This is a genomic window from Erwinia sp. MYb416 (genome assembly GCF_037479575.1).
In the GTDB taxonomy this organism is placed as follows: domain Bacteria; phylum Pseudomonadota; class Gammaproteobacteria; order Enterobacterales; family Enterobacteriaceae; genus Erwinia; species Erwinia rhapontici.
This window is the reverse complement of record NZ_JBBGYT010000439.1, coordinates 276,715-291,481: the sequence shown is the minus strand read 5'-3', so window position 1 is coordinate 291,481 and position 14,767 is coordinate 276,715. Positions and strand designations below refer to the sequence as shown.

The following is a 14,767-nucleotide window of genomic DNA, read 5'->3' as shown; positions in this document are numbered from 1 at the left end:
CCGCAGCATTGCACTCAGTCAGGCAGTAAAAATTAAACAGCAGTAAAGCAGGAGAAGATGAACTGATGAAAAAGAACTATGGCATTCTGAGCACGGCTTCAATTGTCCCGCGTTTTGTCAACGCGGTCCGCGCCAGCGGTGACGGTACGGTGCTGGCAATAGCCTCACGCTCTGCGGACAAGGCAAGGGAGAAAGCTGATGCGCTCGGTATTGAACGCGCATATGGATCTTATCAGGCGCTCATGGACGATAAGGACGTTAATATCGTTTATATCGCCACCATTAACAGCGAACATTACGCTAACTGTCTGATGGCGCTGGAACACGGTAAGCATGTCATTTGCGAAAAACCTTTTGTGCTGAAAAAGCAGGAAGCAGAGCACCTCTTCGCACTGGCCGCTGAGCGCGGTCTCTTCATCATGGAAGCCCAGAAGGTGGTGTTCCTTCCCGTAATGGAAGCGATAAAAAACATCCTGCAAAGTGGCCACCTCGGCCAGGTACGGCTCGTCGACATGACCAGCTCCTGCGAGGCAACCTATAACAACTGGCTGGGCCTGCCTGAAGCCGGCGGGGGCTGCCTGTACGGAAACGCCAGCTATACCATTCAGATGCTCACCTGTCTGTTTGATGAAATGCCGGAGTATATTGCGGGCGCAGCTATCCGTTCGCCGTCAGGTACTGACGCGCAGTGCGTCATTAATCTCACCACCCAGGCCGGTGTCCTTATCGTCAGCAAAATCTCCCAGCAGGTTAATGCCATTAACAAGGCGTTTATCTATGGGGAGAAAGGTTACATTGAAATAGCCGATTACTGGAAAGCCAGAAAGGCAACCGTCCATTACGCCAGCGGTGATAAAGAGGAGTTAAATTTCCCCTGCGATCACGAGCTTGTCTATGAAGTCCGGCATATCCACGATTGCCTGAATAAGCATGCGATAACCAGTCCAGTGATGAGTCCTGAGATGACCATCAATACGATTTCCATGCTGGAATTGATTCACCAGCGCTGGGCTGAGCAGGAACAGTAGTCCGTGAAATCTCTGTTTTGCGTCATCGTCCGCTTCACGGTTGTGAGTTCAACCGATGAAGTCGACATTCAGACCATTCCGGGTAAGAACAAATGCAAAAAAAATCATTACAGGGGGGTAAATTGAAAATAGATTGGCATAGCTCATTGCTTACACGCGCTACGAATGTGGATAAAAACTATAAAAACACTCAAAACGTCCGTCGTTTCATGATTAAGGAGTGTGGAGACGACTTTCGATTTAATCGAGAATTTATGGCCTGGATACGTAATGATGTTCCAAAAACTTTAGGTGATGTCGTCGATGAGTGGAAACGCAGACAGTCATTGTAGGTCTGCTCCCCGCTCAAAGCTGCCTGTCATGCCTGCCCTGGAAATAGGCTTATAGTAGGATGTTTCCATTTTTCCTAGGAAAGTCAGCCCCGTATTGTCGACTCAGTGATCATCCTTACGGACGTCAATCAGACTTCCTTTCGCCACACAAACAATGCGACGACGGTTCCATCCTTTATAGCTGTGATGGGCAGTCAGCCCACGCTGAACAATCAGCTGGATCGCAAATTCTCACAGTGCTGCTAGTATCCAAATCGTTACACTGTATTTGCTGCAAACCGGCTTTCTGATAAGCCGGCATTCACTTCGGACTCAGCCTTCAGCAAGGCCCCATCATAAATTGATGGCGAAGAAAGACCCACAGAAGCCGTGGTGCAATAGAGGCGGGTGAAACCCTCACCGGCCAGTGTCGGGCAGGTGCTCTGAATTCCATTGGATGACAGGATAGCGTCTGTGGTTCCATCCGGACGGTAACGGACAACACGACTCCCTCCCCATTCAGCATTCCATAGATAGCCCATGCCATCCACGCAGGAGCCGTCGGGCGCCCCGTTGCCTTCGATTTCGGTGAACACGCGCCGGTTTTGCAGTGAGGGGTAATCGCAGCAGAAGATTTTGCCCTGCATTGAGTCGCTGTAGTAGATCGTGCCACCATCGGGGCTGAAACACAGGCTGTTCGGGATAGCGACATCGGGCAGTGCAAGCGTCTCAACAGTCAGTGTTGCTGCATTAAGTCGATGAAATTTGCCGATAACTTTTACGGGATAACCGTCATCCATTGTCCCAAAGACAAAATTACCGGCACGGTCGCACCGTCCATCACCTATGCGGGTGCCTGATTCTCCCGGTGAGGTGGCCACCTGGGTAAGTAACCCGGTATTGAGATCATAAAAAGCCAGCCTGGATGCGAGCCCCATCAGCAGAATGTGGCTTTGTCCGCTCAGAGCAAAGGAGCCAAGGCGTTCTGGTAGCGACCAGCGCATAACCGCGTCATTGTCTTCTCCTAAGGCGAGCAGCTCACTGCCTTCGATGTCAGTCCAGTAGAGCCTGCGGGTTCTTTCACACCACAGCGGGCACTCTCCCAGTGTATTCCTGACCTCAGCTGCAATTGAAAACATGATAATCCTCCGGATATAAAAGGTCGTAATGCACGATGGCAAAAGTGGATAACGCCGTTACTGCAGAAAACGAGCAGAGAGCCGATCGCCAAAAAGCATGACGGCAAGTCCGATCAGCATGACAACCATTCCCCCCAGCCGAAGTAACGAAACCGGCCGTCGCACGGCACCCAGCAAGCCAAAATGGTCAATCATCTGAGACGAGAGTAGCTGTCCGACAATCGCCAGCCCGAGCAGGGCTGAAAACCCGATTTTAGGCGCGAGCACCACATAGCTGAACAGTGCACATGCGCCTATCATTCCGCCCGCCAGACTCCAGGCGGGTTGGGATGGTATTGCCGCCAGCGATGTCATCAATCCACCCCGCAACAGCGCGTAAATCGCCAGGCTGAACGCACCCGCCGTAAAGGAAAACAGGGCAGCGGTGACCGGGTCGCCGCCCAGTCCGCGTGCCAGCTGGCTGTTCAGTGTCGTCTGCAGGGTGATCCCAAGACCTGCGGCAAAAGCGATTACGTAATAGATCATGCCCATGCTTTTCATCCTGGTCAGTCCGCCTGCATCAGCGGCAGGAAGGTGTCAGCAAAAATGTCAGGCTGGTAGCCAGAGGCTGCAAAAAGGTGCTCACGCGACTCATCAATCGCCGCACGTAGTCGCGCGCTGTCTACGCCCAGCACTTTACCGTTCTGTTTAACGATGCGTCCGCCGATCATGACGGTGTCGATGTTGCTGCGCTCGGCGGCATGAACCACCGTGCCAAAGGCATTTCCCGATGGGTAAAGATTGAGATCACTGGCATTAATCAGCACCAGGTCTGCCTGTTTGCCCGGCGTCAGGCTGCCGACTTTATCCTGCAGCCCTGCACAGGCAGCGCCATCAAGGGTCGCTGCTTTAAGGAGCTGCGCCGCCGGAAGCGTTTTCAGCGCATGTTCAGAGTCGCAGCACTGCTGCTGATGCATACCCATCACGCGCTGCAGGTAAAAGGCCACGCGCATCTCCATAAACATGTCAGTGCTGTATGACGTTTCATTATCAACGCTCAGGCCAGGGTTGATGCCATGACGCTGCGCGGCCTCTATGGCGAACATTCCGCTTTCGATGCCATAGTGCGAATCTGAGCGCGGGCAGACGTTCACCCGGACACCGGCTTCCCGCAGAATTTCCCATCCCCGGTCAGGCAGCGCCGTACAGTGATTGAAAATATTGTCCGGACCCAGCAGCCCCTGCTGATGCAGCGACTCAAGTTCGGCCCCCATCTCAGCGCCAAAGAACTCAGTGACAATCGACAGTCCCAGCCTGCGGGCCTCGGCCCACAACTCTGGCTCCAGCTGGGCCATGACCGCGAGAGAGACCAGGCTTTCAGGATTGTCGGTGAAATACTTATCCTGCAGACGCTGCCAGTTTCCCGGCCAGTGCGCCTTATCCCATTCGCCGGCTACCGGTGCGCCGGAAGCATGAATAGCGCGAATGCCGGTATCAAGCAGGGCCTCGACGGCGGCATCGGAATGCGCTGCGGTTCGGCTGTTGTGCGAGTTATCGATCATCGTAGTGATACCTGCGTCAATAGCGCCCAACGCCGTCAGCAGGTTACCGACATAGATATCGGCAGGCCGGTAATATTTAGCGAACGAGAAGTGCGTGGCGTTGCTGTAGTCGTCCAGGCAGGTGGCGTTAGGGTTAATGCGGCGTAGCTGTCCTTCCCATGCATGGCGATGAGAATCGACCATTCCCGGCATGGCGATCATGTTGCTGGCATCAATGACATGTGCACCCGGCAAATCAAGGTTCTGGCCGACGGCGGTAATCGTTGAGCCGTTGATGAGAATATCGCCGCGCTCAATGTTACCGACGTTCTCGTCCATGCTCAGTATCGTTGCGCCACGAATCAACGTAGCCCGTGAAGTGACATTCTGATTGTTAACAATATTTCGGATGTAGTCGGTCATTAAACCTGCCTCTTTCCTGATTAATGAGGAAACGATACTCCACGCCATTATCCTGAAAAAGATGCTTAAACCGTTTTCATAATTCATAATTCGCGAATAATCAGACTCACTTTTACCCAGGAGCAGGATGATGGATCGGATTCAGGCTATGCAGGTTTTTATAAGGGTTGCTGAAGCTGGAAGCTTTGTGCGCGCGGCAGAGACGCTGTCACTGCCAGCTTCCACCGTCACCAGCACGATTAAAAATCTGGAGAAATACCTGCAGGTGCGTCTGCTTAACCGGACGACGAGGCGGGTCAGACTCACTCCTGAAGGCCTGCAGTATCTTGCGCAGTGCCGGGAAATCCTTTCACTGATTGAACACACGGAATCCAGCCTGACCGATTCCGTCAGGCGGCCCCAGGGGCGACTGCGGATAGATATGCCCGGTGGGATCGCCCATTTTATCGTCATGCCGAATCTGAAAGATTTTTACCGGCTCTATCCGGATATTTATCTGATGATTGGCGTCAGCGACCGGCAGGTTGATCTTGTTCAGGAAGGTGTGGATTGCGTCATCAGAACCGGGGAATTAACCGACTCCACGCTGGTTGCTCGTCCCCTTGGCCGGTTTCGCTGGGTGACCTGTGCCTCGCCGGACTATCTCAGGGAGTACGGTATCCCTGAGACGCCGGAAGCGTTGTCGCAGCATCGGGCAATCCATTACTTTTCCGGTTCGGGAAGACGGACCAATGAACTGCGTTTTACGCGTGGCACTGAGATGCTTTCCGTTCCGGTAGAAGGAGATGCAGCCGTTAACGAAACGGGACTCTATATCAGACTGTGTCTTGAGGGTTTTGGGCTGGCGCAGCTTGCTGAGAATGTGATTTCGGAGAATCTGCAGCAAGGCAAGCTGGTCGAGGTTCTGGCAGACTGGCAGCCACCTTCAGTGCCGGTGACGATGCTCTATCCGCATCAGCGTTTTCTCTCTCCCGCAGTGCGTGCTTTTGCTGACTGGGTCGCCGGGCTTTTCAACGATGGCACAGGTCAAAAACGGTCTTCTCTGTAAAAGGTCAGCTTAAGTAGCAGGGATATTTATCGGAACGATAATGGAGAGTATCCGCAGCAGGAGAACAGAGCGCTCTCCTGTTGTATCGGCAAATTCAGCCCGGCTGCTGTACCGGTTCCAGGTGTGCATTTCGTCCGGCAGCCATTCCTGTGCAGGCACCAGCGACCGCGATTGCTGCGGTCATCAGTAATGGCAATGTCCAGCCTCCGGACAACTCCTGTACTTTGCCCAGCAGCAGCGGACCCATCGCCGCCATCAGATAACCGACGCTCTGCGCCATGCCTGACAGCGCGGCGGCGTCACCGGCATTTTTGGTACGCAGCCCGATGAAGGTCAGGCCCAGCATCATACTGGCACCCGAGCCGAAGCCGAGAAGAGCGGCCCACAGCATCGCCAGATTCGGCAGGTACAGGATGCCGATAAAGGACGCAGCGGTTAACAGGCTGACGCCGGCAGCGGCTGCTTTCTGATCGTTGAGGCGACGCAGCGTGGCCGCCAGAATCAGGCCGGGAATGGCGGTGGTCAGCTGAAGAATGCCGTGTACTTCACCGGCCTGGGCTGAGGAGAGTCCACTGTCCGTTAGAATGGCTGGCAGCCAGCCGACAGCAACATAAAACGGCATCGCATTCAGGCCCATAAATAAGGTGACCTGCCATGCCAGAGGCGAGCGCCAGACCGCGACGGGCGCCGTTTTTTTCTCACCCGATGCTGGCAGCTGATGCTTTTTCTTTAACTGGGGCAGCCATAAAAGCAGCGCAAGCAGAGGCGAAATTACCAGCATCGCCAGTGCGATGTTCCAGCCCCAGCTCAGCGCAAGAGGAATGACAATGACAGAGCCAACTGCGCCAGCGGCGCCCATCGTGATGGAATACGCCCCCGTCACGGAGGCCATATTGCCGGAAAAATCACGTTTGATAAGGCCAGGCAGCAGGACATTGCCCAGGGCAATCCCGATACCGATGAAAATTGTTCCGCCATAAAGCGCCCAGATACTGCCTGTGGAGCGAAGCAGGATGCCTGCAGAAATCACTGCCAGGGCACCAAAAAGGGTGCGTTCCAGACCGAACTTCCGGGAGATAGATGCGCTCAGAGGAGAAAAGGCGGCAAAGGCCAGTAAGGGCAGCGAGTTAAGCAACCCAACGGCAGTCATACTCAGCCCAAAATCATGGCGAATGTGTTCTAAAACGGGAGCGATAGCGGTAAAGGGAACGCGCAGGTTAATGGCAATAAAAAGGATACCGGTTACAAGTATGATTGAAGGCCACTTGTTCGAAGTGTGAGGCATAAATTTGACTTTCTCTGGAAAAAAGAAAGACTTTAAAGTACGCATGAGTTACAGAATATAGATAACCTGACAACATATAGCTAAATCATGCCACTTAATAAGAAAAAACCGGTGACTTCACCTGAAGATTTTGATGCTGATGCTTTCAGTCAGGCTGCTATCGCCCTCCATGTATCATCATCAGGCGAGTATGCCGGGCAGAGTCCGCATGCTCACCGTAAGGGACAACTTATTATCTCTTTGCGTGGTGCAGTGAGTTGTGAGGTTCAGGATGCGCTGTGGCTTGTTCCACCGGGACATGCTGTCTGGGTGCCGGGTGAAACCCCACACAACTGCCGGGTCACGCAGAATGCGGATACCTGCTTTCTGTTTATCGAACCCGGCGCGGCAGCGATGCCGGAAATCTGCTGTACCCTGGCGATTACTTCTCTGGTCCGCGAGCTTGTTCTGTATCTGGCCGGGCAGGAACATGATTATTCTCCTGACAGTAAAACGGCCAGGCTCGCAGCGGTGCTGCTGGAGCATATTCCGGATGTGCCGGTTGAAGCGCTCCATCTTCCCGTATCCGATCATCCTAAAATCCGGAATATGGCGGAGGCACTTTTTAATGAGCCTGATGATCGGCGAACGTTAAAGCAGTGGGCTGCACATCTGGTCACCAGCGAAAGATCGCTGGCCAGGCTGATAAAAGAGGCGACAGGAATGAGCTTTGGGCGCTGGCGTCAGCAACTGCATTTGATGATTGCCCTGAGCCATCTGGCTGAAGGTCAGTCCGTGCAGCGCGTAGCCGGGACTCTGGGGTATGATTCGGTCAGCGCGTTTATTACGATGTTCAGAAAAGCGCTGGGTAAATCACCGACGCAATATTTTTCGTCTCTAAACTAGTGCAAAACAACACAAACTGGATTTTTACAAAGAACGCCAAGGTCCGCTCTTCACTCAAAGCTGGCCTTTAGTTCTCCTCTCCATCGGCGGAATGCACCCTGTTCCGATGACATTCCCCATGCCCCCTTGACCCTTAACGCCATTTCCCCCATCTTCTCGTCGTCCCATGGTGGCAATGACGTTGACGGGGCCGGAGATGAGCACTATTTTTGAGCCGGGTTCACGCGTATAAACAGCAAGGTTCTTCAAGTACTGAACAATCAAAAGCCAGGCAAATTAACCCGGACCATCGTGCCGGTGTTTTCGTGATGACGATTCTTTCTGGGGCGAATGTTGATGAGATTACGTTCACTGCAAGTTCTCTGTTTGCTCAACTTTTTTATCGCGGATGTCCGCGATGGGCTGGGGCCGTTTTTAGGTATATTTCTGGTGTCCCATCACTGGCGGGCAGAAGAAATTGGTCTGGTGATGACGGTGGGGGGCCTGGCCGGATTGTTAGCCACGTTCCCCTCAGGGATGATCGTCGATGCCACGCGTTACAAACGTCTGTTAATTATCACTTCATCCCTGCTCATTACCTTGAGCGCGCTTGCCCTCTGGTATTTTCCGACTTCCGTCGTGGTGATTTTATCGCAAATCATTACCGGTATCGCGGCCGCTATCGTCGCGCCAGCCATTGCCGGCATCACCTTAGGCATCGCCGGTCAGAAAGGTTTTTTGTCGCAGATGGGCCGAAATGAAGCCTTCAACCATAGCGGGAATATGGCGGTGGCGGTGCTGGCAGCGATAACCTGCTGGGTCTGGGGCACGGGTTCCGTGTTTTTACTGATGACCACGATGGCGGTATGCGCCGTGATGTGTACATTAGCGATTAATAAAAACGATATTGACCATGATGTCGCGAGAGGGGTGGAAAAACACGAAGGTCCGACGGTTTCGGTCTCTGTTCTGGCGTTACTAAAGCGACCTGAACTGGCGGTAACGGGGGTGACACTGCTCCTCTTCCACCTGGCCAATGCGGCACAACTGCCGATGTTAAGCATGCAGGTCGCCTCCTCTCCCTCGGGTTCCCTGTTTACGCCTGGCACCTATGCCGCCCTGACGGTCGCGATTTCTCAGGCGGTGATGATTCCCGTTGCATTGCTCACGGCAAGATATGCCGCACAGTATGGCTACGCGAGGCTTATCGTCATTGCGTTGATCGTATTACCTGTTCGTGCCGCGATTGCGTCTTTCTGGGGCAATGAATTTGTTATATTTCCAGTCCAGGCGTTAGACGGTGTCGGTGCGGGAATTTTGGGCGTGGCCGTACCCGGACTTATCGCCTCATTGTTTAATGGCTCAGGACATATCAACGCAGCGCTTGGGCTGGTTATGTTGCTCCAGGGGCTGGGTGCCTCATTCAGTCCGGCGTTGGCTGGCGTCATCGTAAGCCATACGTCATGGAGCTTCGCCTATATGATTTTGGCAGGCATTGCGCTCTGTGCTCTTTTCATCTGGCTGATGTTTAGCCGGTACGTTTTTAATTCACGTCAGCCTGAACAAGAGACGATCTGAGGATCCCGATATGACCGCCTTTCACCAACTTACCGCCACCAGTCTGGGTGGCGAGCTCATCCCGATGGCCGACTACGCTGGCAAGCTGGTTGTGGTGGTGAATACCGCCAGCCATTGCGGCTTCACGCCACAATACGCAGGCCTTGAGGCGCTCTACAAGAAGTATGCTGCACAGGGGCTGGTGGTGCTGGGTTTCCCCTGCAACCAGTTCGGTAAGCAGGAACCCGGCGGTGCCGACGACATCGCGCAGACCTGTCATATCAACTACGGCGTGAGCTTTCCGATGTTCGGGAAAGTGGAGGTCAACGGAAACGCTACGCACCCGCTGTTTCGTTATCTGAAAGACGCCTTGCCCGGCGTGCTGGGTGGGCGGATCAAGTGGAACTTCACTAAGTTTCTGATCGGATGCGACGGCAAACCGCTAAAGCGTTTTGCCCCGTTCACCCCCCCCGAGAAAATGGAAGCCGCTATCCTGGCTGCACTTGAAAGCTAAGGGCTCCTGTTATCTGCTGGTCGTCTAAAACGCCGACGACCCCGATTTTCATCGTTCATCCGTTAACGCGACAGAGCCTGAATCAGCGATACAACCATTCCCCAAAGTAGAGGCGAACAGCCTCCCTGTCATATTTGTCCTCGCCGCGCCATGCTGCGGCCGCCGCTGACCAGTCGCTCTTGCCGTGAATCGGGCGTTCAAAGGATGCAGGCCTGAGCACGTCCAGGTGGGCAAGGATGTCGATGATTGTACGTCGCTCGTCCTTCGACGATTTAACGGCGGCAGCCAGTCGCTTTTCTAGCGCACCCGCATGGTCGGTCGGTTGGCTTGATTCGATGGTCGAGAGGATGCTCTGGAGGATCACGATGTCCTCCTCCGTCGGCTCTGGAATATCGGCGCGTTCCAACTCTTGCAGATCAAACCACGTATAGATCAGCTGGCCGTGACGGACGCCGCCCCACTTAATGCGTTCGAAATTGAGGACGTTGAGATCCTCATTCTCATAGCGCTCAGCGCCAATCGTGAGGCCGGGTACGACATCCCGGCAAACGCTGCAGGTATGGCTCGTGCTCTCTATGGAACCGTCCGGCCGAAAACTTTGCCCGCTGATAACCGGCGCGTATTGATGTGGAACCATTTGACGGGCGAGGTTGTATGAGGCGATGCCTGACCGCCAGTCGAGCCTTTTTGCCGACAGGCTGGCCAGAAAGGCGTGTGCCGCTTTGGTTGGCGACATCCGTTTCGCCATCGCCAGGACTTTCTCCAGACATTCGTCGTGGGTCACGTTGACCGGATCGAACATCATCCCCTGGGATTTGGCATAAGCGAAGTCGTCGGGGGCGGTCTTTTGTTCAGAGAGCCAGCCGCTGCTGCTCCAATATGTTTTGAACAGTATGTTCTTTGCTTTCTTGTCCATGATGGCTTCCGAAAAGTCTGTCGTTGGGCCTGTGCCAGTCGCTCACAATGATGTCATCCAAAAATTTGAGTACATCATTGATGAGTGAAAGCGTAGGGCAGGGACGGTAAGAAGGGGATGTCCGCGCCTCGGTTAAAGCTAAGTGATAATTTCCCTGACCGATAACAGCGAGTTCCTCCTGCAAATAACCGCTAATGTCATGCTGAAAACCACAGGAGACATGATGAAATACAGAATTTCTGGCCTGAGAGCCGAGCAGTTTACCCATCTTTTTGGACAGAGCGATACCTATCTAAAAAGATACGGTGCCATCAGAAAAACGGTAGTGAGCTACCCCGGCTATCCCGACAGAATCTCGTTGTGCGATATCCCTGCTGGCGAAACCGCGCTTCTGATCAACCACATCTACCAGCCTGCAGATACCCCTTATTTCGGCTCTCATGCCATCTATATATGGGAGGGATGTACCCAACAAGGCATTTACCTCAATGAATTACCTGAGGTGATGAAAACCAGAGTGCTGTCATTGCGGGCCTATGATGAAAATCACTTTTTAAGACGGGCAGATATCTGTGAGGGACAATTTTCTGAAAATCTTATTGGCCTTTTTTTTTCCGATCCGCTGATTAGTTATATCCAGATACACAATGCGAAACAGGGATGCTATGCCTGTTGCGCTGAGCGTTCTGAATGAACCTTCAGACCTCTGCCACCAGATTGAAACGCCGCATCTGTCGGTTCAGTGAAGCTTACGAGTCTGACGGTAAGTGTCAGAAACCCACAAATTCTAACCACGACGTCCAGAACTCCTGCTTAAAACCAGTTTAATGGCTTGCTCCAAGATACTTTCACATGCATTTATATACTTTTTATTGCATTATGTTGACTATCTATTTTTATGTATATAGTTGACTAATACTTTACTAAGGAGATGTATATGAGCGATTCAGCTCTGGTTGTATTCACTGCCCGTGGTCTTGATCGTCTGATAAGTGATGGAGGATCTAGCGCCTGGGTTCTCAGTGAAAAACGTGCATCGCGTTGTAAATACGTGGTTTGTGTACAGAACAGAGACCCTGCTGATAATCATAATGACGACTGGGGAACCGTAACCGCCCCGCACAAATACGCCTTTTTTATTGGCATGATATCGGACGTCCTACTTTCCCCTGAATGGGATGGAAAGCATCCTAAAAGATGGCTAGTCAAAGTCAGCCAGTACGCTGAAGTAGCATACCCGGACATGTGGGATGGCGCTCGAAACCCCGTTGCTTACTCATCACTTTTTGAATTGGGTATTGAGGAAAATAAACTAAAATTCAAAAAGATGCCTGAAGTGACGATTGAGCCACCTAAGGCTGTACTTGAGGAAGATCCTTTCCCAGAAGGGATAACAATTCAGCAAGCGAAGATACTGTTATCTAAAAAGTATGAGGTTTCAGTCGATAGTATTGAAGTTATCATTCGCGCCTGACGACATTGCTGCAAATGCGGCGCATTAATCTGAGTTTTAGGAGGCTGTATGGATAAGTCATGGGACGGTAATTTTAAGGATATCCCTTTAGATCATTTCGAAAAGATGAAGTCGGCTGCACGCGATCTTGCGGAACGACGCAGAAAATCTGAAGATCCGAAAGTAAATGACAAGAATATCTGTATACGTATCGGTATGTCAGGAACAGGCGTCAGGCCTAACTATCAGGTTGAACTTCCTAATGGTCGAATTATTGCCATAAATGGTATTAATCATGAAGAATTCGGCGTTGAGCAGTTCGACAGTGACTGGATTTCCCGGCCTTATAGCATCGATCAGCTCAATACTATGCGCATGTTCGGAGGCACTCTTGAGTCATAACCTGAGAGAGTTAACAGAGCTGCGCATCTAAGCTCTGTGCCCTTGCCATAAGACCCCTCCGCAGAGGCCCGAAACGCCTCTTCTGATGGTTCGGCGATGCTGGTTAAAGAAGTTGGGCTGATGGCCCGTCCGGGCAGGGAGTTGGGAGGATATTGTTATTAATGTCTCAAATGTTATGTGAGTTCAACGGTTTATTGTGTTGGATCCATCGGTTGAATTCACAGCCAACATCGCGATACGTTAATAACCCGGGGGCTGGTCAATATACTCCATGGAAGAAGTCACCCACATCACGGTTCAGGGCGTTCTGTCAGGCGGACATGCCTTGCCAATAACATCAGCCAGAAATTCCATGACCATCACCGCGAAGGGATCGCGTCTGTACTCTGGATAGGCAACCAGCCACATGCTCCTGCCTGGGGGGCGCGAACTGACAGGCAGTTTTATCAGCGAGCTGTCATTGTCCCCCATAAAGCAGGGTAACGTCACCACGCCCAGCCCACTCCTTGCAGCCTGCTGCTGTGCCATCAGATCGCTGGCCCTGAATATAATCCGCCTTCCGTCCAGCAGGGATTCCAGCCATTGCTGCTGCGTCACATGATCCAGCGAGTTCTCGTAGGCAATGAATACCCAACTGTCGGGCGGCTTATCCAGCCAGCAAGGTGAAGCATACAGACCGAAACGCATCGTCCCGATACGGCGCGTCAGCAAATCGGGATCATCCGGTCTTGTCAGACGGACCGCGATATCAGCCTCGCCTTTGTTCAGTTGAACATGATGGGATACGCCTGATAATGAGAGTGAGATAGTCGGGTGACGCTGCGTAAACTCAGCCACGGCCGGTGCAATCAGCTGTGCAGCCACCGCGGGGGATGCGCTGATCCTGACAGCCGCCGCTGGCGCAGCAGACAGCGACTTCGCCTGTATACCCACCCGGTCGGCAATCCTGTTCATTTCATCAGCCAAAGAGGCGATGACTTTGCCTTGTTCCGTCAGCGCGGTACGCCGGGGCAATCGTTCAGTAAGACGAAGGCCGAGCGAAGTTTCGAGGGCGGCGATGCGGCGGCTTACGGTGGCATGGTCAACGTGAAGCTCTTTTGCCGCAGCGGACATGGAACCCCAGCGGGCCAGAGCAAGAAAGTAATGTAAATCCTGCCAGTCCATTCACTCTTTCCTTGTGCATTTTTACACATACATGGTTCTTTTATACCCGTATTTTTCCTGACATAAACGACTTTATAATTTTTCTCACGTAAACAGTGAGGACAGCAATATGTCAGTAGCCATCGTTATCAGTCAGCCGGGCGGTCCCGACGTCCTTAAAGCCATTGAAATGACGCAGAATGAACCGGGCCCCGATGAAGTTCAGATTCAGCATGAGGTGATCGGCGTCAACTTTGTGGATATTTACTTCCGTTCAGGGCTTTACCCTTTGTCCTCTTCCCCGACAGTGCCCGGCTTTGAAGGGGGCGGAGTGGTAACGGCCGTGGGGCATAACGTTCGCGCATTTATCCCCGGGGACCGCGTTGCTTATACCGGGAACCCGATGGGAGCCTATACAGCACTCAGGAATATCCCTGCCAGTCGGCTCATTAAAATACCCGATGGGGTAACGATTCGGACCGCCGGAAGCTCGATGCTGAGGGGGCTTACCGCACATATGTTGCTTCACAAGGTACGGGAGGTTAAAGCGGGTGACTGGCTGCTGGTTCATTCTGCCGCGGGCGGTCTGGGCCAGATTGTCACCCGCTGGGCAACCATGAAAGGTGCCAGGGTGATTGGGACAACGGGGTCCGCTGCTAAAGTGAACATTGTGCAGAATGCAGGGGCCGCTGAAGTGCTGCTTCATACCGATGCGGCATGGGCGGAAACCGTGCGCGAAATTACGGAGGGTCGCGGGGTGCATCTTGCCATTGATGGGATTGGAGGAAACATGCTTGCTGCAACGCTCGGCGTGGTGCGTCCTTTTGGCATCGTCGCAAGCCTGGGTCAGCCTGCCGGGCCTATTCCACCGGTGCGTGTAGAGGATCTTGGCTTCGCCCGCTCAATCGCACTGATGCGGCCAAGTTCCATTGCCTATGCTGACGACGCCGATCTCTACAGACAGGGGGCCAGCGACCTCATGGCGGCCCTGCAGAATGGACTGGAAAATCCCGTCGGAGCGGAATATTCCCTGACGCAGGCGGCGAAAGCACATGCTGACCTCGAAGCCGGACGCACAACAGGAAGTGTGATACTGACCGTGTAGATTCCGTTGTTACAAGGGTAAAAGCAGAACCCGCCTCTTCTGCTTTTACCCATTACATT

16 protein-coding genes are annotated in these 14,767 nt (G+C 53.0%); 10 read left to right on the top strand and 6 right to left on the bottom strand.

Annotation, left to right across the window (positions count from 1 at the left end; all coding sequences use genetic code 11):
* Window positions 1-65: 65 nt before the first annotated feature.
* Together WH277_RS20175 and WH277_RS20170 are read left to right on the top strand one after the other, a co-directional pair.
* Window positions 66-1,028 (top strand): Gfo/Idh/MocA family protein, encoded by a 963-nt coding sequence (locus WH277_RS20175; protein WP_133841609.1) that lies wholly within the window; start codon window positions 66-68, stop codon window positions 1,026-1,028.
* A gap of 122 nt (window positions 1,029-1,150) precedes the next feature.
* Window positions 1,151-1,360 (top strand): DUF6434 domain-containing protein, encoded by a 210-nt coding sequence (locus WH277_RS20170; RefSeq protein WP_339507049.1) that lies wholly within the window; start codon window positions 1,151-1,153, stop codon window positions 1,358-1,360.
* A gap of 257 nt (window positions 1,361-1,617) precedes the next feature.
* Here the strand turns inward: WH277_RS20170 and WH277_RS20165 are convergent, their stop codons facing one another.
* The 3 genes from WH277_RS20165 to WH277_RS20155 are packed head-to-tail and all read right to left on the bottom strand — an operon-like array spanning window position 1,618 to window position 4,421.
* Complete coding sequence (locus WH277_RS20165; RefSeq protein WP_339506644.1) at window positions 1,618-2,478, bottom strand: SMP-30/gluconolactonase/LRE family protein; 861 nt, start codon at window positions 2,476-2,478, stop codon at window positions 1,618-1,620.
* A gap of 57 nt (window positions 2,479-2,535) precedes the next feature.
* Window positions 2,536-3,009, bottom strand: a complete 474-nt coding sequence (locus tag WH277_RS20160) for a DMT family transporter (RefSeq protein WP_167863682.1) — start codon at window positions 3,007-3,009, stop codon at window positions 2,536-2,538.
* A gap of 14 nt (window positions 3,010-3,023) precedes the next feature.
* Window positions 3,024-4,421 (bottom strand): amidohydrolase family protein, encoded by a 1,398-nt coding sequence (locus tag WH277_RS20155; RefSeq protein WP_339506642.1) that lies wholly within the window; start codon window positions 4,419-4,421, stop codon window positions 3,024-3,026.
* 130 nt (window positions 4,422-4,551) lie between these two features.
* On the opposite strand from WH277_RS20155, the gene WH277_RS20150 reads away from it, so the two are divergent.
* Window positions 4,552-5,469, top strand: coding sequence for a LysR family transcriptional regulator (locus WH277_RS20150; RefSeq protein ID WP_167863843.1), 918 nt, complete (start codon window positions 4,552-4,554; stop codon window positions 5,467-5,469).
* Window positions 5,470-5,563: 94 nt separating this feature from the next.
* On the opposite strand, the gene WH277_RS20145 is transcribed toward WH277_RS20150, so the two are convergent.
* Window positions 5,564-6,754 carry an MFS transporter gene (locus WH277_RS20145; protein ID WP_339506640.1) on the bottom strand — a complete coding sequence of 397 codons (1,191 nt, stop codon included), beginning with the start codon at window positions 6,752-6,754 and terminating at the stop codon, window positions 5,564-5,566.
* Between the two features lie 87 nt (window positions 6,755-6,841).
* Between WH277_RS20145 and WH277_RS20140 the strand changes: the two genes are divergently transcribed.
* From WH277_RS20140 to WH277_RS20130, 3 genes are all read left to right on the top strand, one after another.
* Window positions 6,842-7,639, top strand: coding sequence for an AraC family transcriptional regulator (locus WH277_RS20140; protein ID WP_339506638.1), 798 nt, complete (start codon window positions 6,842-6,844; stop codon window positions 7,637-7,639).
* 336 nt (window positions 7,640-7,975) lie between these two features.
* A complete protein-coding gene (locus WH277_RS20135) occupies window positions 7,976-9,196 on the top strand; it encodes an MFS transporter (protein ID WP_159336385.1) in 1,221 nt (406 codons plus the stop codon).
* 10 nt (window positions 9,197-9,206) lie between these two features.
* Entirely contained in the window at window positions 9,207-9,689 is a 483-nt protein-coding gene (locus WH277_RS20130; protein ID WP_171149175.1) for a glutathione peroxidase, read from the top strand.
* 82 nt (window positions 9,690-9,771) lie between these two features.
* Here WH277_RS20130 and WH277_RS20125 read toward each other — a convergent pair whose 3' ends face one another.
* Window positions 9,772-10,605, bottom strand: a complete 834-nt coding sequence (locus tag WH277_RS20125) for a hypothetical protein (RefSeq protein ID WP_133841614.1) — start codon at window positions 10,603-10,605, stop codon at window positions 9,772-9,774.
* Window positions 10,606-10,828: 223 nt separating this feature from the next.
* Here WH277_RS20125 and WH277_RS20120 point away from each other — a divergent pair, with 223 nt between their 5' ends.
* The 3 genes from WH277_RS20120 (at window position 10,829) to WH277_RS20110 (ending at window position 12,460) form a co-directional block, all read left to right on the top strand.
* The gene (locus WH277_RS20120) at window positions 10,829-11,299 is read left to right on the top strand and encodes a DUF1203 domain-containing protein (protein ID WP_339507047.1); all 471 of its coding nucleotides are present in this window, start codon (window positions 10,829-10,831) and stop codon (window positions 11,297-11,299) included.
* Between the two features lie 243 nt (window positions 11,300-11,542).
* Window positions 11,543-12,079 (top strand): hypothetical protein, encoded by a 537-nt coding sequence (locus WH277_RS20115; RefSeq protein ID WP_212813000.1) that lies wholly within the window; start codon window positions 11,543-11,545, stop codon window positions 12,077-12,079.
* A gap of 48 nt (window positions 12,080-12,127) precedes the next feature.
* On the top strand, window positions 12,128-12,460 hold the full coding sequence (locus tag WH277_RS20110; RefSeq protein ID WP_171149178.1) for a hypothetical protein: 333 nt from the start codon (window positions 12,128-12,130) through the stop codon (window positions 12,458-12,460).
* Window positions 12,461-12,757: 297 nt separating this feature from the next.
* Here WH277_RS20110 and WH277_RS20105 read toward each other — a convergent pair whose 3' ends face one another.
* A complete protein-coding gene (locus tag WH277_RS20105; RefSeq protein ID WP_133841617.1) occupies window positions 12,758-13,624 on the bottom strand; it encodes a LysR family transcriptional regulator in 867 nt (288 codons plus the stop codon).
* A gap of 109 nt (window positions 13,625-13,733) precedes the next feature.
* Here WH277_RS20105 and WH277_RS20100 point away from each other — a divergent pair, with 109 nt between their 5' ends.
* Window positions 13,734-14,708 (top strand): quinone oxidoreductase family protein, encoded by a 975-nt coding sequence (locus WH277_RS20100; protein WP_339506631.1) that lies wholly within the window; start codon window positions 13,734-13,736, stop codon window positions 14,706-14,708.
* Window positions 14,709-14,767 lie beyond the last annotated feature (59 nt).

What these genes read in the sequence shown, in the direction of transcription:
- WH277_RS20140 (WP_339506638.1), top strand. Translation starts at nt 6,842, where the DNA reads ATGCCACTTAATAAGAAAAAACCGGTGACTTCACCTGAAGATTTTGAT.
- WH277_RS20125 (WP_133841614.1), bottom strand. Translation starts at nt 10,605, where the DNA reads ATGGACAAGAAAGCAAAGAACATACTGTTCAAAACATATTGGAGCAGC.
- WH277_RS20150 (WP_167863843.1), top strand. Translation starts at nt 4,552, where the DNA reads ATGGATCGGATTCAGGCTATGCAGGTTTTTATAAGGGTTGCTGAAGCT.
- WH277_RS20165 (WP_339506644.1), bottom strand. Translation starts at nt 2,478, where the DNA reads ATGTTTTCAATTGCAGCTGAGGTCAGGAATACACTGGGAGAGTGCCCG.
- WH277_RS20145 (WP_339506640.1), bottom strand. Translation starts at nt 6,754, where the DNA reads ATGCCTCACACTTCGAACAAGTGGCCTTCAATCATACTTGTAACCGGT.
- WH277_RS20160 (WP_167863682.1), bottom strand. Translation starts at nt 3,009, where the DNA reads ATGGGCATGATCTATTACGTAATCGCTTTTGCCGCAGGTCTTGGGATC.
- WH277_RS20155 (WP_339506642.1), bottom strand. Translation starts at nt 4,421, where the DNA reads ATGACCGACTACATCCGAAATATTGTTAACAATCAGAATGTCACTTCA.
- WH277_RS20130 (WP_171149175.1), top strand. Translation starts at nt 9,207, where the DNA reads ATGACCGCCTTTCACCAACTTACCGCCACCAGTCTGGGTGGCGAGCTC.
- WH277_RS20115 (WP_212813000.1), top strand. Translation starts at nt 11,543, where the DNA reads ATGAGCGATTCAGCTCTGGTTGTATTCACTGCCCGTGGTCTTGATCGT.
- WH277_RS20110 (WP_171149178.1), top strand. Translation starts at nt 12,128, where the DNA reads ATGGATAAGTCATGGGACGGTAATTTTAAGGATATCCCTTTAGATCAT.
- WH277_RS20135 (WP_159336385.1), top strand. Translation starts at nt 7,976, where the DNA reads ATGAGATTACGTTCACTGCAAGTTCTCTGTTTGCTCAACTTTTTTATC.
- WH277_RS20105 (WP_133841617.1), bottom strand. Translation starts at nt 13,624, where the DNA reads ATGGACTGGCAGGATTTACATTACTTTCTTGCTCTGGCCCGCTGGGGT.
- WH277_RS20120 (WP_339507047.1), top strand. Translation starts at nt 10,829, where the DNA reads ATGAAATACAGAATTTCTGGCCTGAGAGCCGAGCAGTTTACCCATCTT.
- WH277_RS20175 (WP_133841609.1), top strand. Translation starts at nt 66, where the DNA reads ATGAAAAAGAACTATGGCATTCTGAGCACGGCTTCAATTGTCCCGCGT.
- WH277_RS20100 (WP_339506631.1), top strand. Translation starts at nt 13,734, where the DNA reads ATGTCAGTAGCCATCGTTATCAGTCAGCCGGGCGGTCCCGACGTCCTT.